The sequence below is a fragment of the Mesorhizobium sp. M1342 genome (genome assembly GCF_040317955.1).
Taxonomy (GTDB): domain Bacteria; phylum Pseudomonadota; class Alphaproteobacteria; order Rhizobiales; family Rhizobiaceae; genus Mesorhizobium.
Window position 1 is genome coordinate 1 of record NZ_JAMYLI010000001.1, and the last position, 22,826, is coordinate 22,826.

At 65.9% G+C, this 22,826-nt stretch carries 22 protein-coding genes and 1 tRNA gene; 5 read left to right on the plus strand and 18 right to left on the minus strand.

The annotated features are described in order from the left end of the window. Positions 1-137: 137 nt before the first annotated feature. On the minus strand, positions 138-701 hold the full coding sequence (locus NKH06_RS00005; protein WP_023812414.1) for a BA14K family protein: 564 nt from the start codon (positions 699-701) through the stop codon (positions 138-140). 188 nt (positions 702-889) lie between these two features. On the opposite strand from NKH06_RS00005, the gene NKH06_RS00010 reads away from it, so the two are divergent. Both NKH06_RS00010 and NKH06_RS00015 read left to right on the plus strand, forming a co-directional pair. After that, the gene (locus NKH06_RS00010) at positions 890-2,020 is read left to right on the plus strand and encodes an endonuclease/exonuclease/phosphatase family protein (RefSeq protein ID WP_023812413.1); all 1,131 of its coding nucleotides are present in this window, start codon (positions 890-892) and stop codon (positions 2,018-2,020) included. 23 nt (positions 2,021-2,043) lie between these two features. Continuing rightward, on the plus strand, positions 2,044-2,760 hold the full coding sequence (locus NKH06_RS00015) for a hypothetical protein (protein ID WP_352439809.1): 717 nt from the start codon (positions 2,044-2,046) through the stop codon (positions 2,758-2,760). On the opposite strand, the gene NKH06_RS00020 is transcribed toward NKH06_RS00015, so the two are convergent. From NKH06_RS00020 to NKH06_RS00035, 4 genes are all read right to left on the minus strand, one after another. Further along, complete coding sequence (locus tag NKH06_RS00020) at positions 2,757-2,999, minus strand: hypothetical protein (RefSeq protein WP_352439810.1); 243 nt, start codon at positions 2,997-2,999, stop codon at positions 2,757-2,759. The two genes, NKH06_RS00015 and NKH06_RS00020, sit on opposite strands and share 4 nt — an antisense overlap. Before the next feature lie 133 nt (positions 3,000-3,132). After that, complete coding sequence (locus tag NKH06_RS00025; protein ID WP_352612402.1) at positions 3,133-4,350, minus strand: ABC transporter permease; 1,218 nt, start codon at positions 4,348-4,350, stop codon at positions 3,133-3,135. Further along, positions 4,347-5,060, minus strand: a complete 714-nt coding sequence (locus tag NKH06_RS00030) for an ABC transporter ATP-binding protein (RefSeq protein ID WP_352891806.1) — start codon at positions 5,058-5,060, stop codon at positions 4,347-4,349. The genes NKH06_RS00025 and NKH06_RS00030 overlap by 4 nt, the downstream gene beginning before the upstream one ends. Before the next feature lie 4 nt (positions 5,061-5,064). Then, positions 5,065-6,357 carry an efflux RND transporter periplasmic adaptor subunit gene (locus tag NKH06_RS00035; RefSeq protein WP_352891807.1) on the minus strand — a complete coding sequence of 431 codons (1,293 nt, stop codon included), beginning with the start codon at positions 6,355-6,357 and terminating at the stop codon, positions 5,065-5,067. Between the two features lie 101 nt (positions 6,358-6,458). Here NKH06_RS00035 and NKH06_RS00040 point away from each other — a divergent pair, with 101 nt between their 5' ends. Continuing rightward, positions 6,459-7,367 carry a PhzF family phenazine biosynthesis protein gene (locus NKH06_RS00040; protein ID WP_352891809.1) on the plus strand — a complete coding sequence of 303 codons (909 nt, stop codon included), beginning with the start codon at positions 6,459-6,461 and terminating at the stop codon, positions 7,365-7,367. A gap of 355 nt (positions 7,368-7,722) precedes the next feature. Beyond that, positions 7,723-7,798, plus strand: a tRNA-Lys gene (locus tag NKH06_RS00045). A gap of 71 nt (positions 7,799-7,869) precedes the next feature. On the opposite strand, the gene NKH06_RS00050 is transcribed toward NKH06_RS00045, so the two are convergent. From NKH06_RS00050 to NKH06_RS00085, 8 genes are all read right to left on the minus strand, one after another. Continuing rightward, positions 7,870-8,268, minus strand: a complete 399-nt coding sequence (locus tag NKH06_RS00050) for a hypothetical protein (protein ID WP_352891810.1) — start codon at positions 8,266-8,268, stop codon at positions 7,870-7,872. A 91-nt stretch (positions 8,269-8,359) separates the two neighbouring features. Next, positions 8,360-9,370, minus strand: a complete 1,011-nt coding sequence (gene cobT, locus NKH06_RS00055; RefSeq protein WP_352891811.1) for a nicotinate-nucleotide--dimethylbenzimidazole phosphoribosyltransferase — start codon at positions 9,368-9,370, stop codon at positions 8,360-8,362. Positions 9,371-9,407: 37 nt separating this feature from the next. After that, positions 9,408-10,184, minus strand: a complete 777-nt coding sequence (cobS, locus tag NKH06_RS00060) for an adenosylcobinamide-GDP ribazoletransferase (RefSeq protein ID WP_352891812.1) — start codon at positions 10,182-10,184, stop codon at positions 9,408-9,410. A gap of 3 nt (positions 10,185-10,187) precedes the next feature. After that, positions 10,188-11,501 carry a cobyrinic acid a,c-diamide synthase CobB gene (locus tag NKH06_RS00065; protein WP_352891813.1) on the minus strand — a complete coding sequence of 438 codons (1,314 nt, stop codon included), beginning with the start codon at positions 11,499-11,501 and terminating at the stop codon, positions 10,188-10,190. Then, complete coding sequence (gene cobA / locus NKH06_RS00070) at positions 11,498-12,316, minus strand: uroporphyrinogen-III C-methyltransferase (protein ID WP_352891814.1); 819 nt, start codon at positions 12,314-12,316, stop codon at positions 11,498-11,500. Before cobA ends, NKH06_RS00065 begins: the two co-directional genes overlap by 4 nt. Beyond that, entirely contained in the window at positions 12,313-13,077 is a 765-nt protein-coding gene (gene cobM / locus NKH06_RS00075; protein WP_352761444.1) for a precorrin-4 C(11)-methyltransferase, read from the minus strand. The genes cobA and cobM overlap by 4 nt, the downstream gene beginning before the upstream one ends. Continuing rightward, on the minus strand, positions 13,074-13,460 hold the full coding sequence (locus NKH06_RS00080; protein ID WP_023812401.1) for a cobalamin biosynthesis protein: 387 nt from the start codon (positions 13,458-13,460) through the stop codon (positions 13,074-13,076). Before NKH06_RS00080 ends, cobM begins: the two co-directional genes overlap by 4 nt. Beyond that, positions 13,457-14,686, minus strand: a complete 1,230-nt coding sequence (locus NKH06_RS00085) for a bifunctional cobalt-precorrin-7 (C(5))-methyltransferase/cobalt-precorrin-6B (C(15))-methyltransferase (protein ID WP_023812400.1) — start codon at positions 14,684-14,686, stop codon at positions 13,457-13,459. The genes NKH06_RS00080 and NKH06_RS00085 overlap by 4 nt, the downstream gene beginning before the upstream one ends. 1 nt (position 14,687) lies before the next feature. Between NKH06_RS00085 and NKH06_RS00090 the strand changes: the two genes are divergently transcribed. Then, on the plus strand, positions 14,688-15,449 hold the full coding sequence (locus tag NKH06_RS00090; RefSeq protein WP_352891816.1) for a cobalt-precorrin-6A reductase: 762 nt from the start codon (positions 14,688-14,690) through the stop codon (positions 15,447-15,449). Here the strand turns inward: NKH06_RS00090 and NKH06_RS00095 are convergent. Genes NKH06_RS00095 through NKH06_RS00115 form a run of 5 tightly spaced genes read right to left on the minus strand, consistent with a single transcriptional unit; the run spans position 15,413 to position 22,809 of the window. Then, a complete protein-coding gene (locus NKH06_RS00095) occupies positions 15,413-16,177 on the minus strand; it encodes a precorrin-3B C(17)-methyltransferase (RefSeq protein WP_023812398.1) in 765 nt (254 codons plus the stop codon). The genes NKH06_RS00090 and NKH06_RS00095 overlap by 37 nt on opposite strands. Further along, on the minus strand, positions 16,174-16,932 hold the full coding sequence (locus NKH06_RS00100; protein WP_352891817.1) for a precorrin-2 C(20)-methyltransferase: 759 nt from the start codon (positions 16,930-16,932) through the stop codon (positions 16,174-16,176). Before NKH06_RS00100 ends, NKH06_RS00095 begins: the two co-directional genes overlap by 4 nt. Then, entirely contained in the window at positions 16,929-17,561 is a 633-nt protein-coding gene (locus NKH06_RS00105) for a precorrin-8X methylmutase (RefSeq protein ID WP_352751302.1), read from the minus strand. The genes NKH06_RS00100 and NKH06_RS00105 overlap by 4 nt, the downstream gene beginning before the upstream one ends. 2 nt (positions 17,562-17,563) lie before the next feature. Then, a complete protein-coding gene (gene cobG, locus NKH06_RS00110) occupies positions 17,564-19,090 on the minus strand; it encodes a precorrin-3B synthase (protein WP_352891819.1) in 1,527 nt (508 codons plus the stop codon). Beyond that, complete coding sequence (locus tag NKH06_RS00115; RefSeq protein ID WP_352891820.1) at positions 19,087-22,809, minus strand: cobaltochelatase subunit CobN; 3,723 nt, start codon at positions 22,807-22,809, stop codon at positions 19,087-19,089. The genes cobG and NKH06_RS00115 overlap by 4 nt, the downstream gene beginning before the upstream one ends. Positions 22,810-22,826 lie beyond the last annotated feature (17 nt).

Below are 22,826 nucleotides of genomic sequence, written 5' to 3' on the forward strand. Positions count from 1 at the left end.
ACGAACAGGATGGAAACGAATCTCCATCCTGTTCGATAGGTCTTACCAGATCCTCATCCAGCCCAACTTAAGTGAACTGCATTACGCCAAGTGGCGCCGTTTTTTCATTCTGTCGGTCGGCTCAGCTACAGGTCAGCTCAATAGGGTGAGTAGCACTGCTGGCGCGGGCCGTTATAGGGCTGGAAGGTGTTGTCGTAGGCCCGGTACGACCGGTAGCGGTTGTAGCACCATTGGACATGGGCGCTCGAAAGCCGTCCCGCGCGGTAGTAGCGGCGCGGCGCCGGCCGGTCATAGTAGTCGTAATTGTTGTACATGCTACCGAGGCCAAGCCCCAGGCCAAGGCCCAGGATTGCGGCACTCGCGCCATCATCGTAGTAACGGCCGCCGCGATAGTGATGGCGACCATGGCGCCAACGCCAGTTGTCTCCACCATTCCAGTTACCGCCGCCGCCCTGCCAGTGTCGACGGCCGCCGTCCCAATTGCCCGACCGGCGCCATCTCCAATCGTCGTTGTTGAACTGACGGTTGTTGCCGCCGGCCCAACTGTCGCGAACCGGCGTGACATTCGGCGCCGCCGTGCTGGTTGGTATCGACAGATCCGGCTGCATGATCGGTCCGGCGGCGGACGGTGCCGTGACGCCGGACAGGATACCGAGGGCTATCAGCCCCGATTTGACCGTGGAAGAAAAGAGCGAACTCATTGCACTCTCCAAGAGTTACAGGCCCCACGCCCACCCGAGGAATGGGCAACAATGGATGTTTGCATCTGAACGGCGGATGAACGGAAAGGTTCCGTCAACCATGACGCGAACGCGCCCAGGACCAATCGATCTCAGATGGTGGTTTTGCGCGCTTGTTTTCCGAAGCACTTGCGGGCAAAGGTCATGGCATGTCGCTGCGCCTTGCCACCTTCAATGTCGAGAACCTGATGAACAGGTTCGATTTTTCCGGCTATCGCAACCAGCTCAACGAGGATCGAACGCTGGCGCTGTTCGATATCCAGAGCGAGGCGGAATACAGGATCCTGGAGCAGGCCCGCGCCATCGCCCAGTCCGACGACACGCGCCAACTGACGGCGCTGGCAATCGCTGCCACCCGGGCCGACATCATCTGCATGCAGGAGGTCGACAACATCGAAGCGCTGAAGGCCTTCGAATACGGCTATTTGTTCAAGATGGTGGGGCAGGGCTACCGGCAGAAATACACCACATCGGGCAATGATTCGCGCGGTATCGACGTTGCCGTGATGATGCGCAACGAGACCGCGCAGGGCCAGCCGATCGAATTCGTGCGCATGACCAGCCACGCCTACGTCACCTACGAGCAGTTCGGGCTGCACACGCCGGAACTCGAGGTACTGGGCAATCAGGCCAATGAGCGCATTTTCCGGCGCGACTGCCTGGAGATCGACGTCACCGTGGGTGGCGTGCCGCTGACGCTCTATCTCGTGCATTTCAAGTCGATGGGCTCGCCGCGCAACGGGCTCGACGGGCGCGAGGCGACGATGCCGGTGCGCATCGCAGAGGCGCAGGCCGTGCGCCGCATCATCGAGGAGCGCTTCGGTGGGGACACCGCTGACAAAAGTGGGGCCGCCGACAAACGCTGGGCGATCTGCGGCGACATGAATGACTATCGCCAGCGCGTGAAGGTAGCAGGCGATGCGATCGACGGTTATCGCTTCGAGGTGGTCGACGAAGCCCTGTCCTGCATCAACGTGCTGACGGCAGGCGGCTTTTGCGAAAATGTCGTCGAGCGGCGGCCGGAGATGAACCGCTGGAGTTTCTACCACACGCGAGGACCCGAAGAGCGGCATCTGTGCCAACTCGACTACATTCTGTTGTCGAAGGGGCTCGCCGCCAGCAACGCAACGGCCGTTCCCGACATTATCCGCAACGGCCAGCCCTGGCGCACCATTTTTCCGCCCGGCCAGGAGGTCGAGCGGTTTCCGCGCGCCGGCTGGGACCGGCCGAAGGCATCGGATCATTGCCCGGTGGCGATCACGCTGGACATTGTCCGGTAAGCAGTATTGGGGCCTGATACGGTATGAGTTTCGACCTGCCGCGCAACGTCATCCTGCCGGTCGACGACATCGACGTCCGGCTCGATCCCGGTCCGCACCCTTTCGCAAGGGACAATGCAGAGGCGATCGCCGAGAACTGGCAGCACGAAATCGCCGCCAATCCGGCGCTGTTCGACGGCATGGTGGTGCTGCTGTCGCAACTTGCCTACCGCGACAGCCGTCTCGTCGGCCGCTGCCATGCGGTCAATTACTCGACGTTCATGCTGTGGCGGAAGCGGCGCGAGAATTCGGGCGCCGAGCATGCCTATGCCCATGCCATGCTGGTGGCCGGCGACAATGCGCTGGTGGCGATCCGCATGGGGCCGCACACAGTCAATGCCGGCCGCGTCTATTTCGCTGCCGGCTCGTTCGAGCCGATCGATTTTCGCGATGGGCTGGTCGATGTCGATTTCAACATGATCCGCGAGGTGCGCGAGGAAACCGGTCTCGACCTGTCAGGTGCGGAACGCGGCAAGCGCTACCATGCCATGTCGACCAGCAGCGGCACGGTAATCTTCCGCCGTTATCACGCGACGGCGTCCGCCGACGAGATCGCCAGGCGCATCTCGGCCTTCGTCGCCACCGAGACCGACCCGGAGATCGACGGGCCGGTGATCATTCGCCATGCCGCCGACCTGCCGGTCGGGCTGTCGCCGCACATGAAGCCGCTGATCGAGTGGCATTTCGCAAACAGGAATTAAGGGCGCGTCTTGTTCTGTGCCGCGTTGCGATCGTTGCGGGCGGCGACGAGGAACAGGATGAAGCCGATGCCAAGCAAGCCGCCCATCGCCATTCCCATGGTCTGGCCGACGACTGCCTGGAAATCTGATGTGACGCGATCGGGATTGGCCATGCCGAAGCGGGCGAGATACCACCAGATGCCTGCAAGACCTGCCTCGATGACCACCATCGCCAGGACCAGTCGCGCCTTCTTGCTCATCCCGCTATTCCTCCACCCAAGGTCAATTGCCCTAGCATCGCGAACAGTGTGGGGACAGTGGCGGGCCGGGTGGAAACGTCGAAGACTGTGCAAAACCGGGTCGGAGCGCCGGCCGCGTTCTGGCCGGGTTGCCCTATTCGTGCCTTAGCGCGTCGATCGGATCGAGCCTGGCGCCGCGCAATGCTGGGAAGAAGCCGAAGACCATGCCGATCAGGGCGGAAAAGCCGACGGCGAGCAGGATCACCGCCGGGCTCGGCGCAAACGGGATGGTCAGCGTCACCGCGGCGAGGCCGGCCAGCGCCAGGCCGATCAGGATGCCGATGATGCCCCCGAGCAGCGACAGCACCGTCGCCTCGACCAGGAACTGGATCAGGATGTGCTTCTCATGCGCGCCGATGGCCAGCCTGATGCCGATCTCCCGGGTGCGCTCGGTGACCGACACCAGCATGATGTTCATGATGCCGATGCCGCCGACCAGCAGGCTGACGCCGGCGACGGCGCCGAGCATGCCGGTCATGGTGGTGGTGGCGCTGGCCATGGCATCGGCGATCTGGGTCATGTCGCGGATGGCGAAATCGCTCTCGCGGTCCGGCGTGATGCGGCGCGCATCACGCAAAATATCCTCGACGCGCGGCTGCAATTCGCTGGTCGGTGTGCGGTCGTCGGCGGCGATGTAGATGTTGTCGATGTCGCGGTTGCCGGCGATGCGGCGCTGGTAGGCGTGCAACGGCATCAGCACGACATTGTCCTGGTCCTGGCCGAAGCCGGTATAGCCCTTGGGCTCGAGCCGGCCGATGATCTTGCAGGAGGTGCGGTTGACGCGGATGATCTCGCCCTCGGGATCGCCGGCGCCGAAGAATTGCTGGCGCACCGTCTCGCCGATCAGGCATACGCCGGTGCCCGAGCGGGTTTCGGAATCGCTGAACGGGCGGCCCGACACCAGCTTCCAGTCGCGCGCATCGAGATAGGCGCTGTCGGTGCCGGTGACGCCCGAAGTCAGGCTCTCGGTGCCGAAGATGACGCGGACCTGCTTCTGCGAGGCCGGCGAAATCGCGCGCGCGCCGCTGAGATGCGCCACAAGTGCCGCAAGGTCCTTTTCCGCGAGCGGACGCACCACCTGGTCGAGCCCGCCCGGTCCGCCGGGGCCGGCCGGACGGCCGGAGCGGACCACCAGCAGATTGCTGCCGAGCTTGGAGATGTCGGCCTTGACCTTTGCTGTGGTGCCCGAACCGATGGTGAGCATGGCGATAACGGCGGCAACGCCGATGACGATGCCGAGCAAGGTCAGGAACGAGCGCAGCACGTTGCGGCGGATCGAGCGCAGCGAGAGGCGGACGGTTTCCCAGATCATGGCTGTGCGATCTCCAGCTTCCTGGAATCCGAAGCGACGTGGCCGTCGAGGAAGCGGATGGTTCGTTCGGCATAGTCGGCGACGTCGGCCTCATGCGTGACCATGGCGACGGTCAGGCCAAGCCCGGTGTTGAGCCGGGTGAGCAGCTCCATGATCTCGTGCGTGCGGGCGGTGTCGAGATTGCCGGTCGGCTCGTCGGCGACGAGGAGTGTCGGGCGGGTGACGATGGCGCGCGCGATCGCCACGCGCTGCTGTTGGCCGCCGGACAGTTCGGCCGGCGTGTGGTGCTCGCGGCCGACAAGGCCGACCTCCGCCAGCGCCTGCATGGCAAGGTCTCGGCGCTCTCGCGCGGCAACACCGCGATAGATCAGCGGCAGTTCGACATTTTCGGCTGCCGTGGTGCGGGCCAGCAGATTGTAGCCCTGGAAGACGAAGCCGACATAAAGGTTGCGCAGCATGGCGCGGCGGTTGCGGTCGAGGCGGCCGGCGTCGATGCCCATGAAAGAATAGGTTCCGGCCGTCGGCGTGTCGAGGCAGCCGATGATGTTCATCGCCGTCGACTTGCCGGAGCCGGACGGACCCATGATGGCGACGAATTCGCCACGCCGGATGGCAAGATCGACGCCGGCCAGCGCATGCACCTTGGCCTCGCCCTGGCCGTAGCTCTTCCAGACCTTGTCGAAGGTGATGAGGGTCGCGCCCGCAGCCACGGCATCAGCTCCGCTGCTGCGACGCGGTGATGATTTGAGCGCCTTCATCCAGGCCAGAGATGATCTCGGTCAGTTCGCCGTCGGTGGAGCCGATCTTGACGTTGACTGGGTGCGGACGCCCATTCTCCAGCACGTAGAGCGTGCGCGAGCCGTCGGTGGGCACTGTGGCGGCCTGGCGCTGGCGGTTGCCGCCGGGGCGCCCCATGCGGCCGGTGAACAGGTCGCTCAGGCTCCAGCCGCGGGCGGCCTGCTGCGCCGGGCGATAGCGGAAGGCGGTGGCAGGTACGGTGAGCACGCCCTTGGCCTGCTTGGTGACGACCGAAACGGTGGCGGTCATGCCGGGCCGCAGCAACAACTCGTTGTTGTCGACCTCGAGCCGTGCATTGTAGGTGACGACGCCGTCGGTGGTGACGGAGGCATAGGAGATGTCGCGGATCTCGGCATCGAACGGCCGCTCGGGGAAGGCATCGACTGTGAAGCGGGCATGCTGTCCGCGCTTGACCGCGCCGATGTCGGCCTCGTCGACCGCCGCCACCAGTTCCATGTTCCTGAGATCGGCGGCGATGATGAACAGCACCGGCGCCTGGAGCGAAGAGGCAACCGTCTGGCCGGGATCGACCGAGCGCGTCAGTACGATGCCGTCGATCGGCGCATAGATGGTGCTCTTGGCAAGGTCGGTCTGCTGCGCCTTGAGGTCGGCCTGGGCGATGGCGAGGTTGGCTTGCGCACTGTCGAGCGCTGCCTTGGAACGGTCGCGCGTGGCGGTTGCTGCTTCAAGCGACTGGTCGGTCGCCATGCCGCGCTTGGTCAGCGCTGCTGCGCGCACCAGCGCCTTCTCGTTTTCGGCCAGCGTAACCGTGGCGTCCTCGACATTGGCGGCGGCGGCCTTGGCCGAAGCTTCGGCGCGCTCGATCTGGACCTCGAGTTTCACCGTGTCGAGTGTCGCCAGCACGTCACCCTTCTTGACCTGCTGGTTCTCCTCGGCCGAGACCGAGCGGATGATGCCGGATAGTTCGCTTGAAATGTCGACCTGGGTGAGCGGCTGCAGCGTGCCGGTTGCCGACACCGCGACGGTGAGATCAGCCTTGGCGGCAGGCACTGTGGTGTAGTCAATCCTGGCCGGCGAGCCGGCATACCACTGATAGGCACCAAGCCCGGCGACGAGCACGATCAGCGCCAGCAGCGCATAGAGCCAGCCGCGCCGGCGCGACTTGCGCCGCCCCCTCTGGTCGAGCCCAAGCGCTGTCTCGATGGCGGAATCCGATTCCGTGTTTGGCAGATTGACAATCTGGTCCACGCTGGACCCCTATAATGCGTAGTGTCCCTATCTGTGCACAGATCAGGCTTACTGGTTCAAATATCAAATTAAATTTCGCCCATGTTGGGATTGAGGCAGGAATGAAAACCCGGAATTACTTGCTTTACGATGTGTTTACGACCGAGCGACTGGCCGGCAATCCCTTGGCCGTCGTGCTGGACAGCAAGGGATTGGACACGGCCGCGATGCAGGCCATCGCGCGCGAATTCAACCTGTCGGAATCGGTTTTCGTGCTGCCGCCGGACAATCCCAAGCATAAAAATCGCATCCGCATCTTCACGCCCGACTATGAAATGCCGTTCGCCGGCCATCCGACGGTGGGTGCGGCGATCGCGCTGGCCGAACTGGCGGAAGAGGGCGGCGCCGGCATCTTCGTGCTGGAAGAAAACATCGGCCCGGTGCGGTGCGCCGTCAGCAAGCATGACGGCAACACCTTTGCCGAGTTCGACCTGGCGAAGCTGCCGGAGCCGCTGAAGCTCGAGGCCGATCCGGAGGCGATCTGTGCGGCGCTTGGGTTGACGCCGCACGAGATCGGCTTCGAGAATCACCGCGTCGCGTTCTGGTCGGCGGGCGTGCCCTACGTCACCATTCCGGTTGCCAATCTCGAAGCGGCGGGCCGGATCCGGCTGGACAACCAGGCCTGGTCGGAACTGGCGCCGCGCAAGAGCGAGTGGGCCTTCGCCAGTCCCTATGTCTACTGCCGCGAAACGGTGAACCACGAAAGCGCCTTCCATGTCCGCATGATCGTGCCCGGCACGCCTTCCTACGAGGATCCGGCGACCGGCTCGGCGGCTGCGGCCTTTGCCGGCGCCATCATGCATTTCGACGCGCCGACCGACGGCATTTCGCAGCTGTGGATCGAGCAGGGGCTGGAGATGGGCCGGCCTTCGCGCATCCGCCTCGAACTGACCGTGCAAGGCGGAAAACTGGCCTCGGCGCGCATTGGCGGCAATGCCGTGAAGGTGGCGGAGGGCAGACTGTTCGTCTGACTGCGCCTTAATGCATCGAGGAAGACCGTCGCTGTTAGCGATCCTTCACCGCCCCCCTCTGTCCTGCCGGACATCTCCCCCTCAAGTGGGGAGATTGGCCTTAACTTCGGATTTCGCCAACCTCGAATGCAGAAAGAGAGGTGGGACGACGAAGCTTCCGATCTCCCCCTGGAGGGGAGATGCCCGGCAGGGCAGAGGGGGGCGCTGTCCCGCCAAAAGAACGTAAAGCTTCGTCCTGCGTCAACGCCCAAAAGCGAGGCTCCAGGCGATTTGTCGGGAAATGATTCCGGCAGGGCTGGACAGGACCGATGGTGGCGGCTATATGCCCGCCAACGCCGGTTTTTGCCGGCCGAGTGGGTGCGTAGCTCAGTTGGTAGAGCAGCTGACTCTTAATCAGCGGGTCCACAGTTCAATCCTGTGCGCACCCACCAAATTCCTAGAAGAGTTGGTGGAAAGACCCTGAAAACGAGACGCGTTTGATGCGTCTCGAGCCTAGCGTCGATCACGGTGCAGGCTTGCCGAGGCTGGCCTTGAACTTGACCTTCATGGCGATCTGACCGGTCACGGTGATCTGCGATCCGGCAGCGGCACCCATGCTGCGATCCCTGGCGTTGACGTTGGTGGTGACGTTGGTGACTTCGCAGCTGTCGGCGATGGTTTCGAGCACCATGGCGCAACTGCCGGACGCGAGCTTGTAGAAGGAACGAAGCCCGGCCTCCTGCTGCACCGCGATGTCTTCGCCGTCCTTGACCGGAATGCTCATGGTGATGCCGGACTGCACCCTGGCAAGGCCGTCCTCGCCGGGTCGCCGCGGCCGGCCTGTCTCGTCAAGGACCTGAGAAAATGCCGGCGCAACAGTGCTGCAAAGCAGTGCGGCGATAATTGTCATCTTCAAATACATCGTTTGGTCTTCACATGAGATTTCTTCGTCTCATGGCACAATCAAAACGGCGTTATTGTTTTGGCTCAATCACGTTGAAATTTTGACGGATCTACTTCTCCGAAACGCCAGCCTCTGCAAAACTCGCCATCCTGACGTGACATTCCAGCGCCGAGCGGACGATGTTGACGGCGAGGCAGGCGCCGGAGCCTTCGCCGAGCCGCATGCCGAGATCGAGCAGCGGCGGCAGGCCAAGCGCTTCGAGCAGGCCGCGATGGCCTGACTCAGCCGAGACGTGTGCGGCGATGGTGTGGGCGAGGCCGGTTGGGTGCAGCTTTGCCAGCGGGGCTGCGGCTGCGGTGCAGACGAAGCCGTCGAGCAGCACGGGTATGCCGAGATGCCGGGCGGCCAGCGTCGCGCCGAAGATGGCAGCGAGTTCGCGGCCGCCGAGTGCTGCGGCGATAGTCAGCGGATCGGCGAAGGCGGCAGCGTGGCGCTTCAGGCCGGCTTCGATGGCGACCACCTTGCGCTTGAGGCCGGCGTCATCGACACCGGTGCCGCGTCCGGTCCATTTTTCCGCACCGCCGCCGAACAGGGCTGCTGAGATGGCGGCCGCCGGCGTGGTGTTGCCGATGCCCATTTCGCCGAAGCAGATCAGGTCGATGTCTTTCGTCACCGCGTCGTAGCCGGCCGAGACGGCGGCGAGAAAAGCTTTCTCATCCATCGCTGGCCCTTGCGTGAAGTCGCCGGTCGGATGGTCGAGATCGAGCGGGATGACGTCGAGTTCGGCGCCGGCCATGCGGGCAAGCTGGTTGATGGCGGCACCGCCGCCGGCGAAGTTCGCCACCATCTGCACGGTGACTTCCGAGGGATAGGCCGACACGCCTTGCGCGGTGACGCCGTGGTTGCCGGCGAAGACGAAGACTTTTACGCGGTCGAGTTTCGGCATGTCGCGGCCCTGCCAGCGCGCCAGCCAGGCGGCGATCGTCTCCAGCCGGCCAAGGCTACCTTGCGGCTTGGTGAGCGTGTCCTGGCGGCGCGCAACCGCATTGGCGGCAGTGTCGCTGCCGGCCGGCAGATCGAGGCAGGCGGCGCGCAATTCACTAAGCGATTTGAAGGGCATGGGGGCAAAGTCTCCGAAAGGGAATCAGGCCAAGGGATCAGGAAAGCGCTACGGAAGCGACGAGCAGCACCGCGATCTCGCTTGCCTGCTGCAAGGCGCCGATCGTGTCGCCGGTCTGGCCATCGATCTGGTTGAGGCAAAGGGCGCGGAAGGCGGCAAACAGCAGGCCAAGCAGGATCAGCGCGAAAACGGCGCCGCCCAGTCCGAGCAAGAGGAGCGGGATCGCGCCGAGCACGGCGCCGGCCATGGCGGTTTCCTGCGAAACCGTGCCTGCGTCGGCCGAGAGCCCGTCGATCCGCGCCGGGGGCAAGAGATGCATGAAGGCGCCAAGCAGGCCGCGCGAGGCCGCGTGCGCGGCCAGGAGGGCGAACAGGGCCTGTGTAGGGTCGACGAGTTCCGACAGCGCGCTCCAGCGGATCAGCAGCGACAGGCCCAGCGCCGCCGCACCATAGGCGCCGATGCGGCTGTCGCGCATGATCTCGAGTTTGCGGCCGCGTGATTTGCCGCCGCCAAAGCCGTCGGCGACGTCGGATAGCCCGTCCTCATGCAGGCAGCCGGTGGTGAGCACGGTTGCCACGAGCGCAAGTGCGGCCGCCGGCCCCATGGCCAGGCCAAACCGTTCCGCCGTGGCGAAGACGATGGCGCCGATCAGGCCGACGACAAGTCCGGCAATGGGGGCTGCCCAGATCGCGGCGGCAAGACTGCGGCCGCGAAAATCGAAGACGGGCAGCGGCAGACGGGTGAAGAAGACCAGGCAAAGCGCGATGTCGTCGACGACCTGCCGTGGTGAAAGAGCCAGATTCTTGAACTTCATGCTCTAGCCCCTCGCAATCGCATGGAAGAAGGTGCCGCTGACATGGCCGCGCCGATAGCCCGAGGCGCCGATCGGATTGCCCTGGCCGTCGGCAAGGTCGGCCAGCGGCTCGTCATTGCCTGTCGCCGTCATCTGAGCATAGTGGAATTCGTGGCCGCGGATCAGCGCACCTTGTGAGCCCAGCGGGCAGTCGACGCGCAACCGCGCCTCGCGGTAGCCGAGATTCATCTTGCGTTTGGCGAAGCTGGTGGAATGGCCGAGCAGGCCGAGCATCGCATGCGTTTCGCCCGACGCATCCTCCAGCGCTTCGCCCAACACCATGAAGCCACCGCACTCGCCATGGATGGGCTTTGTTGCTGCAAAACACGCCATCCCGGCGCGGAAATTCGCGGCGGCGGCGAGCTTGCCGGCGTGTAGCTCGGGATAGCCGCCGGGCAGCCAGCAGACATCGCAGGTCTCGTGGGGCGCTTCGTCGGCGAGCGGCGAGAACGGGACGATTTCCGCACCCGCCTTGCGCCAGTAGGCGGCGACATGTGGATAGAGGAAGGTGAAGGCGGCATCCTCGGCCAACGCGATGCGCTGGCCGGGCGGCGCCAGCGCGTCGTCGAAGCTGCCGGGCGCCGGGGTGAAGGGTGTCGCCAGGGCCATGATGGCGTCGAGGTCGAGCGACTTTTCCGCCATGTCGGCCAGCCGGTCGAGATGCGCCATCAGGTCGTCATATTCGCCGGCCTGGACGAGGCCGAGGTGGCGCTCCGGCAGGTTCAGCGAGGGATCGCGCAGGATGGCGCCGACGACCGGCAGGCCGATCGCCTCGATGGCGTCGCCCGACAGCCGCCGGTGCCGCTCGCTGCCCAGCCGGTTGAGCACGACGCCCGCCATGCGCACGTCCGGATCATAGGTGGCAAAACCCTTGGCGACGGCGGCCGCGGTGGTCGACTGGCCGGAGACGTCGAGCACCAGCAGCACCGGCAGGCCATAGAGCCGCGCCAGGTCGGCCGCCGACCCAGTGCGCCCCGGCGAGGCCGGAATGCCGTCGAACAAGCCCATGGCGCTTTCGAGGATGACGAAATCGGTGTCGTCGGCGGCTTGCGCGGCAAGCGCGTTGAGCAGTGCCGGGGACATCGCCCAGCTGTCGAGATTGACGCCGGACAGTCCCGTGGCGGCGGTGTGGAAGCCGGGGTCGATATAGTCGGGGCCGGATTTGGCGCCGCGCACTTTCAGCCCGCGCCGGGTCAGCGCGCGCAGGATGCCGATGGTGACGCTGGTCTTGCCGGAGCCGGAGCGCGGCGCGCCGACGATGATGGCGCGAGCCGTCATGCCTTGCCTGCCAGTGCCGCGCGCATGGCGACGATGCCGCCGACGACGATCAGCGCCGGCGAGGTCAGTCCGGCTGCGGCCGCTTGCTCGGCAATGGTGGCGAGCGTGGCGACGACGGTTCGTTCCTGCGGCGTCGTCGCGGCAACGATCACAGCCGCCGGCGTCGACGGCGCCAGCCCGCCGTCGAGCAGTGCCGCCGCGATCAAAGGCAGGTTGGCCATGCCCATATAGACGACGACAGGCTGGCCGGTGCGGGCGATCGCCGCCCAATCGAGATCGTCATCGGTGCCAGCGGCGTGGCCGGTCGCCAGGATCAGCGCCTTGTTGATGCCGCGCATGGTGGCCGGAATGCCGGTCGCGGCCAGAGCGCTGAGGCCCGAGGTCAGGCCTGGCAGCACGCGGAACGGGATGTTTTCACGCGCCAGCGCCAGAGCTTCTTCGCCGCCACGGCCAAAAATATAAGGATCGCCGCCCTTCAGCCTGACGACGCGGCGGCCGTCGCGCGCCAGTCGCACCAAAAGCGCGGTGATGTCGTCCTGTTTCATCGACGGTTTGCCGCCGCGCTTGCCGGCAAAGAAAAGCTCGGCATTTTCGGCAACGGCGACGACATCCGATGAGACCAGCGCGTCGTAGACCAATGCATCCGCCTCGGCCAAAGCCGCCAGCACTTCCAGGGTCAGGCAGCCGGGGTCGCCGGGGCCGGCGCCGGCCAGCCAGACATGGCCCGGTTCAAGCCGGAGCGGCTTGAAATTCAGCCGGGACAAGGCTTTTTCGAGCGTGGCGTTTTCGCCGTTGTTTTTGGTGCTGCCGTTCACAATCCGTCCCGCCCGCGAAAACGCCGCTGATAGTGGGCGTCGTACAATGAACTCTCGCCAAAACCTTCCGCTGCCAACGAGCGGCCTACGAAGATGATCGCCGTGCGCTCCATCGGGTCGGCAGCGAGCTGCGCTTCGATGGTCGCCAGAGTGCCGGTCAGCACGCGTTCGTCCGGCCAGGAGGCGCGGAAGACGATCGCCACCGGGCAATCGCCGCCATAATGCGGGGTCAGTTCGGCGACGACGCGGTCGATGGCGTGGATGGCCAGATGAATGGCAAGCGTGGCGCCGGTGCGGCCGAAGCCGGCCAGCGTTTCGCCGGGCGGCATTTTCGAGGCGCGTCCGGAAATGCGGGTCAGCACCAGGCTTTGCGCGACCTCGGGAATGGTCAGCTCGCGGCGCAATGCGGCGGCGGCAGCGGCGAAAGAGGGGACGCCGGGCGTCAGCGTATAAGGGATGCCGTGCTTTTCCAGCCGGCGGATCTGCTCGGCAACAGCGCTCCACACCGACAGGTCGCCGGAATGGAGACGGGCGACATCATGGCCGGCCTTATGGGCCGCGACATACTCGGCCTCGATCTCGTCGAGCGACATCGGCGCGGTGTCGATCAGTTTTGTCCCCGGCGCGCAGTGCTGCAGCAATTCGGGCGCGACGATCGAGCCAGCATGCAGGCAGACCGGGCAGCTCGCCAGCAACCGAGCGCCGCGCAGCGTGATGAGATCGGCGGCACCGGGACCGGCGCCGATGAAGTGGACGGTCATGGCGCATCTCCGCTGATGGCGATGGCGCAGGTGACCGGGCCGAGCACCGTGCGGGGCCCGAGCAGTCTGGCGCCTTTGCCGGCGACGGCAAGGGCGGACGCTTCGGAAACCGATGGTGTGCCGGCGAGTTCTTGCGAGAGCTCGGAATGGCTGAGCGTGTCCGACGAGGCGGCCTGAAGTGTCGCGTCGTCGACGATGATGACCGGAAGGTTTAGCGCGCGGCTAGCGGCGGCGATCGCTTCTTCATTCTTCTTGAACTCGGCAGTCGCCAGTGCCGAAAGGGCCGTCATCGCCAGCCCGTAGGCTTCGAGGGCGGTTTCGATCGCGGCAAGCACGTCTTCGACGCTCACGCCCTTTCGGCTGCCAATACCCGCGACCATCATGGCTTCACCCAGCTCCAATGCGTGACTGGCATGGCTGGCCGCCATGCCTGCATCGCGCCGACCGGCGACGCGCGAGAGATGGCGATGCGGGTGAGATCGCCGCCAAGCGAGACATGGCGGGCGAGAAGCAAGGCTTCCATCTCCAGCGTCACCGCATTGGCCACAAGACGGCCGCCAGTGCGCAGCGCTTTGATGGCAGCGTTCAAGACACCGGCATCGCTGCCGCCGCCGCCGATGAAGATCGCGTCCGGCGTATCCAGCCTGGCAAGCGCCTTGGGGGCGCTGCCTTCCACCACGACAAGGCCGGGAACGCCGCAGGCGGCCGCGTTGCGGCCAATGCGGGCGGCGCGGATCGGATCGGCCTCGATGGCTATGGTGCGCATCGAAGGATGGGCCAGCATCCATTCGATGCCGATAGAACCGGAGCCGGCGCCGATGTCCCACAGCAATTCGCCGCGCCGCGGCGCCAGCGCCGACAGGGTGACGGCGCGGATCTCGCGTTTGGTGATCTGGCCGTCATGGTCGAACAGATGATCGGCAAGGCCTGATGTGAGCGGCAGGACGCGCGCATCCGGACCCGAGTCAATTTCGACCGCCAACACGTTGAGCGGATGGATGTTTTCGAGATCGAAGGCATCGGCGCGGGTCGAGCGCTGGCTCTCGCTTGGCCCTCCCAACGCCTCCAGGATCGTCAGTCGTGAGGCGCCGAAGTCGAGTTCGGTGAGCAGGCGCGCTATTGCCGCCGGCGCATCGCTATCCGACGTCAGTGCCAAAATGCGCGCGCCTGGCTGCAGCAGCGGCCGGATCAGATCGAGCGGCCGGCCGTGCAGCGAGACGGTCTCGATGTCCTGCAGCGCCCAGCCAAGGCGCGCGGCCGCCAGCGAAACGGCCGACGGTGCGGGGATGACATGCATCTCCTGCGGCTTGACCTTGCGGGCGAGGGTGGCGCCGACGCCGTGGAAGAACGGATCGCCGGAAGCGAGCACGCAGACGTTCCTGCCTACAAGGGCGAGTACGTCTCGCATCTCAGCATCGAACGGAACCGGCCAGGTGCGAGCCTCACCCTTGGCGAAGGAGGCGACCAGCGCCAGGTGCCGCTTGCCGCCCAAGATGATCTCCGCCTGGGCAATCCGCTGCTTGGCCTCGTCGCCGAGACCCGCTAAACCGTCCTCGCCGATGCCGACGATTGTGAGCCAGGCGGCGCTCGATTGACCCCTAGCAGGCATGATGACCCACCGCATTCTGATCCTCGGCGGCACCACCGAAGCCCGGCAACTGGCCGGAAAACTGGCGGCGCGAGCCTCGGTCACGCTGTCGCTGGCTGGCCGCACTGAAAGCCCGGTCGCGCAAGGCGTGCCGGTGCGAAGCGGAGGCTTTGGCGGTGCCGATGGGCTGGCCGCCTATCTGCGGGAGACGGGCACCGACCTGCTGATCGACGCCACGCATCCCTATGCGGTGCAAATCTCCGCCAATGCCGCGCAAGCGGCGCGCATTGCCAGTTTGCCGATCCTTGCCCTGCGACGCCCCGGCTGGGAGCCTGTCGAAGGCGACCGCTGGACTGAGGTCAATACATCCGGCGATGCCGCGCGAGCGCTTGGACCGGCGCCGCGCCGTGTTTTCCTGGCGCTGGGCCGGCAAGAGGTCGCTGCTTTCGAAGCTGCGCCCCAGCATCATTATCTCGTCCGCAGCGTCGACGCGATCGAGCCCAAGCTTGCCGTGCCGGATGCGAGCTATCTTCTGGCCCGTGGCCCGTTTCGTGAGGCGGAGGAACGCGCGCTGCTCGAAAAGTATCGCATCGATGTCATCGTGTCCAAGAACAGCGGCGGCGCGGCGACTTATGGCAAGATCGTTGCGGCGCGGGCGCTTGGGATTGAGCTGGTCATGATCCGCAGGCCGGCTTTGCCGGATATTGCTTCGGCTGAAACCGTCGAACAACTCGCCGCGATGATCGATCATTTTGTCCGTCCCGTGGACGAACGCGGCGTGTAGACCAGCGCCGGCTTCTCCGCGCGCTTGATGATCCTTGTTTCCGGCGAGCCGATGATGATGCAGGTCGCCATGTCGGCCTTTTCAGCCTCGACATCGGCCAGCAGAGTGACCTCGATGCGCTCGTCCGGGCGGCCGGCGGCGCGGCCGAAAATCACCGGCGTGGTGCCGGGCAGAATCGCGGCCAGGCATTCGAAGGCGCGGCCGAGCTGCCAGGGGCGCGCCTTGCTGATGGGATTGTAGAGTGCGATTACGAAGCCGGCGCCGGCCGCCGCCAGCAGGCGCAGTTCGATCAGCTCCCAGGGCTTGAGATTGTCGGACAGCGAGATGGCGCAGAAATCATGGCCGAGCGGCGCGCCGATTCGGGCGGCGACCGCGAGCATTGCGGTGATGCCGGGCACGACGGCGATGTCGACCGCGCGCCATTCGGCCGGGCCGGCCTCGATCGCTTCGCAAACGGCCGCAGCCATGGCGAACACGCCGGGATCGCCACCAGAGACGACGGCGACATCGTGGCCTTCGGCCGCCTTGATCAAGGCGTCCTTGGAGCGGGCGAGTTCCTCGCGATTGTCGGAAGCGACGCGGGTCTGATCCGGGCGCAGCTCCAGCCGGTCGAGATAGGGTTTGTAGCCGTAAAAGAATTTGGCCTCGGCGACGGCGCGGCTGGCTTCCGGGGTGACCTGATGGGCATTGCCGGGGCCAAGGCCGATGACGGTGAGACGACCGCTCATGCCTGCGCTCCCAAGACGCCAGGCCGGCCGGACCAGCCGGCGACCAGCACGATGGCGAAATAGGGCGCCTTGTCGTCCGGCTTGTCGGCCAGCTTCATCGACACGCTGCCGGCCATGGTGCCGCGCTCGACATAGACGGCGCGCGACAGCTTGGCCGTAGCCTCCAGCGCCCTCCTGATCTTGGGCAGGTTACGGCCGACCTTCATGATGACGGCGGCATCGGTGTCAGCCAGCCGGCGCGTCAGCTCGAACTCGCTCATCGTGCCGGGCAGCACCGTCAGCACATCGTCGCCCTGGACGATCGGGATACCAGTCTGCGACCAGCAGCCGGACATGGCGGTGACGCCGGGAATGACTTCGGTCGGGAAGCGATGGGCGAGGCGCACATGCAGATGCATGTAGGAGCCGTAGAAAAGCGGGTCGCCCTCGGACAGCACGGCAACCATCCTGCCGGCTTCGAGGTGCTCGGCGACCCTCTCGGCCGACTCCTCATAGAAAGCCGTGATCTGCGACCGGTAGTCGTCGTGGTCCTTGTCGATTTCGGTGGTGACGGGATAGAGCAGCGGCAGTTCCGTCATTTCGGGGCGGAACTGCGCTTCGACGATGGCGCGCGCGTTGCTGTTGTTGCCGCGCTTGGCGAAATAGGCCACGACATCGGCTTCCGCCAAGGTGCGCGCGGCTTTCAGGGTCAGCAGTTCGGGGTCGCCGGGACCGGTGCCTACGCCGACGAGACGGCCTTTTGCAATGGCGTTCACAGGCCCGGCCTCGCCAATGAATTGAGCGCGGCGGCGGTCACGGCGCTGCCACCGAGCCGGCCGCGCACGATGGCGTAGGGAACGCCATAGGAATTCTCGGCCAGCGCGTCCTTCGATTCGGCAGCGCCGACGAAGCCGACCGGCATGCCGATGATGGCCGCCGGTTTCGGCGCGCCGTCGCGCAACTTCTCCAAGAGATAGAAGAGCGCGGTCGGCGCATTGCCGATGGCGACCACCGAACCGGCCATGCGGTCGCCCCACAGGTCGATCGCGGCGGCGGAGCGGGTGTTGCCGATCTCCCTGGCGATGTCGTGCGTGCGCGGATCGCGCAACGTGCAGATCACCTCGTTGCCGGCTGGCAGCCTGGCGCGGGTGACGCCATGCGAGACCATTTCCGCGTCGCAGAAGATCGGCGCGCCCGCCGCCAAAGCGATGCGGGCAGCGGCAACGAAATCCTTGGAGAACACAAAATGACTTGATGCTTCGACCTGCCCGCAGGCATGGATCATGCGGATGGCAACATCGGCCTCGGCCTCGGAGAAGCGCGACAGATCGGCCTCCGCGCGGATAATGGCGAAGGAGCGCTCATAGATCGCCGTGCCGTCATGGATATAGTCGTAGGCGGCCATGCTCATTTCCGTTTTTCAGTTTGGGCCTGTCGGTAAGCCTCGGCGATACCGGCCGGCCCGAGCCTTGCCAGGCAAGCGGCGGCGGTTTCGCCTTGATATCGTGTGCCGCGGATCATTGCCGCGACGCGGCCAATGCCGCGCGCGGCGTCATAGCCCGGCCTGTAGCCCGCAGGAAGGGCCTTTGCCGTCGCGTTCACGACAAGTCCGGCTCCGTTTTCGCCGCCGACAATCGTCAGCGCCGCCGAGCCGGGGTGGGCGCAACCCTTGGCGCAGCCGGAAACGTGCAGGGTGAAGTCGAGGATGTCGGCATTTTCAGTGGCGATTGTCTCGGCAATGTCGCGCGTGGCGATGCGGCCGGAGGCGCAGGCTGGTGTGCCGGGGCAAGCGGCTATGCGCGTGCGCGGGTCGGTGGGGGCGGTGACGAAGCCGAGGGCGGTGGCGGTGTGTTGGAGCGATGAGTTGGCGGCCGGTGGCTGACCTAGGAAAAGCAAGACGCGGCCTGGGGCTGGGCGGATTTCTGACGTGCCGAGGGCGAGGGCGTGTTGAGCGAGGGCGATGAGCTTGTCGGCCGGCATGCTGCCGTAGGGGAGGGCAATGCCGAGGGCGTGGTCGGTCGATAAAGAGAAAAGACCGATAGGTCGGCGATCCTGCACACCCCCCTCTGTCCTGCCGGACATCTCCCCCGCAAGGGGGGAGATTGAGCCGTCATCGGCGCTTTCGCCAATTGCCGACGTCACGTCCACCGCCGATGTTGCAGGACGAGAGCCGGCGTCGGAACCGCCGATCTCCCCCCTTGCGGGGGAGATGTCCGGCAGGACAGAGGGGGGTGCGACGGAGTGCCAACCTGCGAGAGAGACCAATTGGCGCTCCGTCAAATCCCTCGCATGGGCCTCCCGACCCTTCTCGGCAATCATCCTGAGCACCGCAACGGCAATATCGCGCGCTACATCGTCATCGACCGTCGCAAGCGGCCTCGCGCTTTGACCATCACCGGCAACAGACACAGCCCACAGCACGCCAGCGCTGGCCCGCACCGCCTTCAGCCGCACATCGGCCGTCACCGCATCCATGGTCAACTGCCCACCGCCATCGACAATCACGGAAACCTTCGGCCCGAGCCGTTGCGTCAGCCCAGCCTCGCCAATCGCCGCCCTGATCCGCTCGGCCAGTGGCCGGGGATCGGCAATCTCTTGCGGATCGATGCCGGCCAGCGGCCCGGTCTCGACCGGCACGCCGGTGCGCACCGCGATATCAAGCGCATCGACCTCCGCCGCCAGCAACGCCGCGCTGTCCGCCGTCAGCCCGCGTATCTGCAGGCTGCCGCGCGCGGTCACTTCCATGATGCCGTTGCCATGCCGCAAAGCCGATTCGGCTAACCCGATCAAAAGCTTCGGCGACAATCCTCCAGAAGATGGGCCTCCAGAAGATAGACCTCCAGCGACCGGGTTGAGCCGCACCAGCAGGCCGTCGCCGGTTTGCATTGGCGCCGACAGGGCCGGACAAGCGCCGCGACGCGAGAAGGCGTTCATGCCGCCACCCCAAGCGCTTCTGCTTCGGCAATCAGGGCGGCGAGATCGTCGTCGATGGAATTGCGCAGGGGATGCCAGAGGCCACGCCGGCGCGCCGACAGGAAGCGTTCGGCGATGACTTTCGCGGCGGCGGGGTTCTCGCGCAGGATGAAGGCGCGAACCATGGGATCGCCGAGATAGGCGTCATGAACCGCCTCGATCAGCGTTCCCGAAATGGCGTGTGTGGTTTCGGCAAAGCCGACCAGCCGGTCGACGGTTTCGGCAAATTCGGAGGCGCCGCGTGGGCCGTGGCGCATCTGGCCTGCAATGAAGCGTGGATTGACGGCGCGGGCGCGCACCACCCGCGATACCGCTTCGCCTACCGAGCGGAGCTTCGGCCTTTGCGGATCGGTGGTGTCGAGCACGATGACGTCGGCATGCCTGCCCAGGGTTGCCAAGGCAGCCGAAAACCCGCCAATGAAGGCGACGTCGGCGGAGCCCTCGAGGATATCGCGGCCGGGGTCGTCGCCGGTGTGGACGAGAAGATCGGCTTCGGCGATGCGGCCTTCGAAGGCGCCGGGCACCGAGATGCCTTCTCCTTCTGCGCCGCCATAGGCGTGCGAGGTGGCGTCGAGATAGGCGCGGCCGATTTCTTCGCGCGCGGCCCAGTTGCCGGAGGACAAGATATCCTCGACGCCGGCGCCATAGGTGCCGGGCGAGGTGCCGAAGATGCGCGGGCTGAGCTTGCCGTCGGCACGGGTTTTGGCCGCGAGCGGGTTTTCCGTATCGTCCTCGTCGCGGGCGGCTACCGCGTTGGCGGCGGCATCGATCAGTGCGATCTGGGTCGGGAACATATCGCGGAACAGGCCTGATATGCGCCAGGTGACATCGACGCGTGGCCTTCCGAGCGTGGCCGGCGACAATACCTCGATGCCGGTGATGCGGCCGGTCGCCGAATCCCATTGCGGCCGGCAGCCCATCAGCGCCAATCCTTGCGCGATCTCCTCGCCGCCGGTGCGCAGTGAGGCCGAGCCCCAGAGATCGATGACCAGCGAGCGCGGCCAGTCGCCATGCGATTGCATGTAGCCGCGCACCACTTCCTCCGCCGCTGCCTTGCCCAGATCATAGGCGGTCGGCGTCGGCATGGTGCGCGGGTCCGAGGTGAACAAATTGCGGCCGGTGGGCAGAACGTCCGAGCGACCCCGCGCGGGCGCGCCGGCCGGGCCGGCCTTGACGTGGCGGCCATCGAGTGCGGCGAGCAGCGCCGCCTTCTCGGCTGCCGCACTCTGGCGCCGCATGGCGTCGGGCTCGTCCTCAGGGGCGCGGCCATAGATATGCAGCCCGTCCTTGATGGCAAAATCCTTGAGGTCGCAGAGCCAGGCGTCGATGCGGCGCAACGCTTCGTCGGGCGCGTCGGTCGTGGCGACGCCGGCTTCGGAAGCGAGGCCGGTCTTCTGCGCCGTCTCGACGATCAGCTTGGCAAGGCGGTCGCGGCGGCGGCGGTCGAGCCCGTCGGCCTGGGCGTATTCGTCGACCAACCGTTCCAGCTTGTGCTGGTTCTCGTCCAGCTCGGCATCGGTCAGTGGCGGCGGCAGGTGGCCAAGGGTGACGGCGGCAATGCGCCGCTTGGCCTGCGCCGCTTCGCCGGGGTTGGAGACGATGAAGGGATAGATGACGGGCATGGCGCCGGTGACGATCTCGGGAAAGCAGTTCTCCGAAAGCGCAACGGTCTTGCCCGGCAGCCACTCCAGCGTGCCATGCGCGCCGACATGGACGAGCGCATGGACGCCGAGCGATTTGCGCAGCCACAGGCCGAAGGCGATCAGCGCATGGCGCGGCGGGAGCGTCGGGTCGTGGTAGTCGGCGCGGCGGTCGACGGAGCGGCCGCGGGCTGGGGCGAGGGCGACCGTGATGTTGCCGAAGGTGGCAGCGCGGAAGGGGAAGTGGGCGGCGGTTGGCGCTTGAGCACCCCCCTCTGTCCTGCCGGACATCTCCCCCGCAAGGGGGGAGATTGAGCTCTCATTGCCGCTTTCGCCAGCTACGAACGTCGCAGAATGAGCGCCGATGGCGGAACTGCCGATCTCCCTCCTTGCGGGGGAGATGTCCGGCAGGACAGAGGGGGGTGCCTCGCACAAACCTATCTCATATTCAGCCTTCCAAGCTGCATCTACGGCAGCAATTGCTGCAGACGGCAGTGCCTTCGAGAACTCCACATAATCCCTCAAGGCCAAGCCATGCCCGCCCTGGCCCAGCCGCGCCAGCAACTCACGCGGCGTTTGCGGAATCCCCTCAACGACATAGCCCTGTTCGCTGAGGTCCTGCAGCATGGCCAGCACGCTGGACGGGACATCCAAACCCACGGCGTAGCCGGTGCGGCCGGGGGCACTGGGATAATCCGGCATCAGGATGGCCAGCTTGCGTTCGGCGCGGGCTGTCTCCTGCAGGCGGATAAAGGCCGCGACGCGGTCAGCCACTTGCGCCACACGATCCGGTTCCGGCCGGTTGGCAAAGGCGCGGTGGCCAAGTGCTGGATCGATCTCGCTCTCGCCCTTAAAGGAAAGGGCGCCGGCCAGGATGCGGCCGTCGAGTTCGGGCAGCACGACATGCATGGCGAGGTCGGCGGGCGCCAGGCCGCGCTGGTTGGTCTCCCAGACGTCGCGGCGGGTGGTGGCGACGATGACCTGGAAGACCGGTACGCCGGCGCGGTCGAACAGGGTTTCAATGCCGGGTTCGGCGCCGGACGCGAAAGCGGTCGCGGTGATGATGGCGGCGGGATTGAGCGCGGCGAGTGCGGTTTCCACGAACGCCAGGGATGAGGGGTCCTTGAGGCTGGAGACGAAGATGGGGACCGGATTGATGCCGCGCTGGCGGAGCGCGTGGAAAAGCGCATCGATGGGCGCGACATCGGCGGCCAATAGCATCGAGCGATAGAACAGGATGGGGATGATAGGAGCGTTGACGTTGTCAGCGTCGAGTTCCTTCACACCCCCCTCTGTCCTGCCGGACATCTCCCCCGCAAGGGGGGAGATTGCGCTGTCATTGGAGATTTCGCCAATTGTCGAGGTTGCGGACGCGTCAGCTTCTAATGAAACGGGAAAAGAGCCGGCTTTGATGAAGTCCGATCTCCCCCCTTGCGGGGGAGATGTCCGGCAGGACAGAGGGGGGTGTGAAGGATCACCAACGACCCCAAGTCCTGGCTCATAAAACCCGGCTTTCGGCACTGGAACCGGCTCTGCAAAAGCCGCATCCTGTCCCGCCAGTCGCGCCAGCCTCCGCACCAGCGCGCTCATATTCGCCGGGCCGCCCTCGCGGAAATAGTCGAGCAGGCCATCGAGCTCCTCGCGCGGCAGCGTCGAGGCTTCGATCAGGCGCAGATCCTCGTCGCGGCATTCGCCGGGCAGCAGCGCCAGCTTTATGCCGTGTGCGCGGGCGGTCGAGGCAAGCTGGTCGCAGCCGTAGCGCCACCAGTCGTAGCCGCCGAGGATGCGCACGAGGATGACCTTGGCGTGACGGGCGACGCTGTCGACCCAGAGGTCGACGGACATGGGATGGCGCAGGTCACGCAGGGCAGCCAGCCGCATCGAGGGCAGGCGGCCGGCATCGGCCTTCCAGGCTGCCGCCAGTCCGGCGAGGTCGCTGTCGGTGAAGGACAGGGCCACGATATCCGCCGGCGCCTGCCGCAGATCGACCGGCTCGGCGAGGTCGTCGAGCGAGGCGGATGTCGTGGTGAGGATGTGCATCGCAACCCGTGTCCGAG

Bases quoted from the DNA above. Each gene is read 5' to 3' on its own strand.
- NKH06_RS00005 (WP_023812414.1), bottom strand. From the start codon at position 701: ATGAGTTCGCTCTTTTCTTCCACGGTCAAATCGGGGCTGATAGCCCTC.
- NKH06_RS00010 (WP_023812413.1), top strand. From the start codon at position 890: ATGTCGCTGCGCCTTGCCACCTTCAATGTCGAGAACCTGATGAACAGG.
- NKH06_RS00015 (WP_352439809.1), top strand. From the start codon at position 2,044: ATGAGTTTCGACCTGCCGCGCAACGTCATCCTGCCGGTCGACGACATC.
- NKH06_RS00020 (WP_352439810.1), bottom strand. From the start codon at position 2,999: ATGAGCAAGAAGGCGCGACTGGTCCTGGCGATGGTGGTCATCGAGGCA.
- NKH06_RS00025 (WP_352612402.1), bottom strand. From the start codon at position 4,350: ATGATCTGGGAAACCGTCCGCCTCTCGCTGCGCTCGATCCGCCGCAAC.
- NKH06_RS00040 (WP_352891809.1), top strand. From the start codon at position 6,459: ATGAAAACCCGGAATTACTTGCTTTACGATGTGTTTACGACCGAGCGA.
- NKH06_RS00050 (WP_352891810.1), bottom strand. From the start codon at position 8,268: ATGTATTTGAAGATGACAATTATCGCCGCACTGCTTTGCAGCACTGTT.
- cobT (WP_352891811.1), bottom strand. From the start codon at position 9,370: ATGCCCTTCAAATCGCTTAGTGAATTGCGCGCCGCCTGCCTCGATCTG.
- cobS (WP_352891812.1), bottom strand. From the start codon at position 10,184: ATGAAGTTCAAGAATCTGGCTCTTTCACCACGGCAGGTCGTCGACGAC.
- NKH06_RS00065 (WP_352891813.1), bottom strand. From the start codon at position 11,501: ATGACGGCTCGCGCCATCATCGTCGGCGCGCCGCGCTCCGGCTCCGGC.
- cobM (WP_352761444.1), bottom strand. From the start codon at position 13,077: ATGACCGTCCACTTCATCGGCGCCGGTCCCGGTGCCGCCGATCTCATC.
- NKH06_RS00080 (WP_023812401.1), bottom strand. From the start codon at position 13,460: ATGATGGTCGCGGGTATTGGCAGCCGAAAGGGCGTGAGCGTCGAAGAC.
- NKH06_RS00085 (WP_023812400.1), bottom strand. From the start codon at position 14,686: ATGCCTGCTAGGGGTCAATCGAGCGCCGCCTGGCTCACAATCGTCGGC.
- NKH06_RS00090 (WP_352891816.1), top strand. From the start codon at position 14,688: ATGACCCACCGCATTCTGATCCTCGGCGGCACCACCGAAGCCCGGCAA.
- NKH06_RS00095 (WP_023812398.1), bottom strand. From the start codon at position 16,177: ATGAGCGGTCGTCTCACCGTCATCGGCCTTGGCCCCGGCAATGCCCAT.
- NKH06_RS00105 (WP_352751302.1), bottom strand. From the start codon at position 17,561: ATGGCCGCCTACGACTATATCCATGACGGCACGGCGATCTATGAGCGC.
- cobG (WP_352891819.1), bottom strand. From the start codon at position 19,090: ATGAACGCCTTCTCGCGTCGCGGCGCTTGTCCGGCCCTGTCGGCGCCA.
- NKH06_RS00115 (WP_352891820.1), bottom strand. From the start codon at position 22,809: ATGCACATCCTCACCACGACATCCGCCTCGCTCGACGACCTCGCCGAG.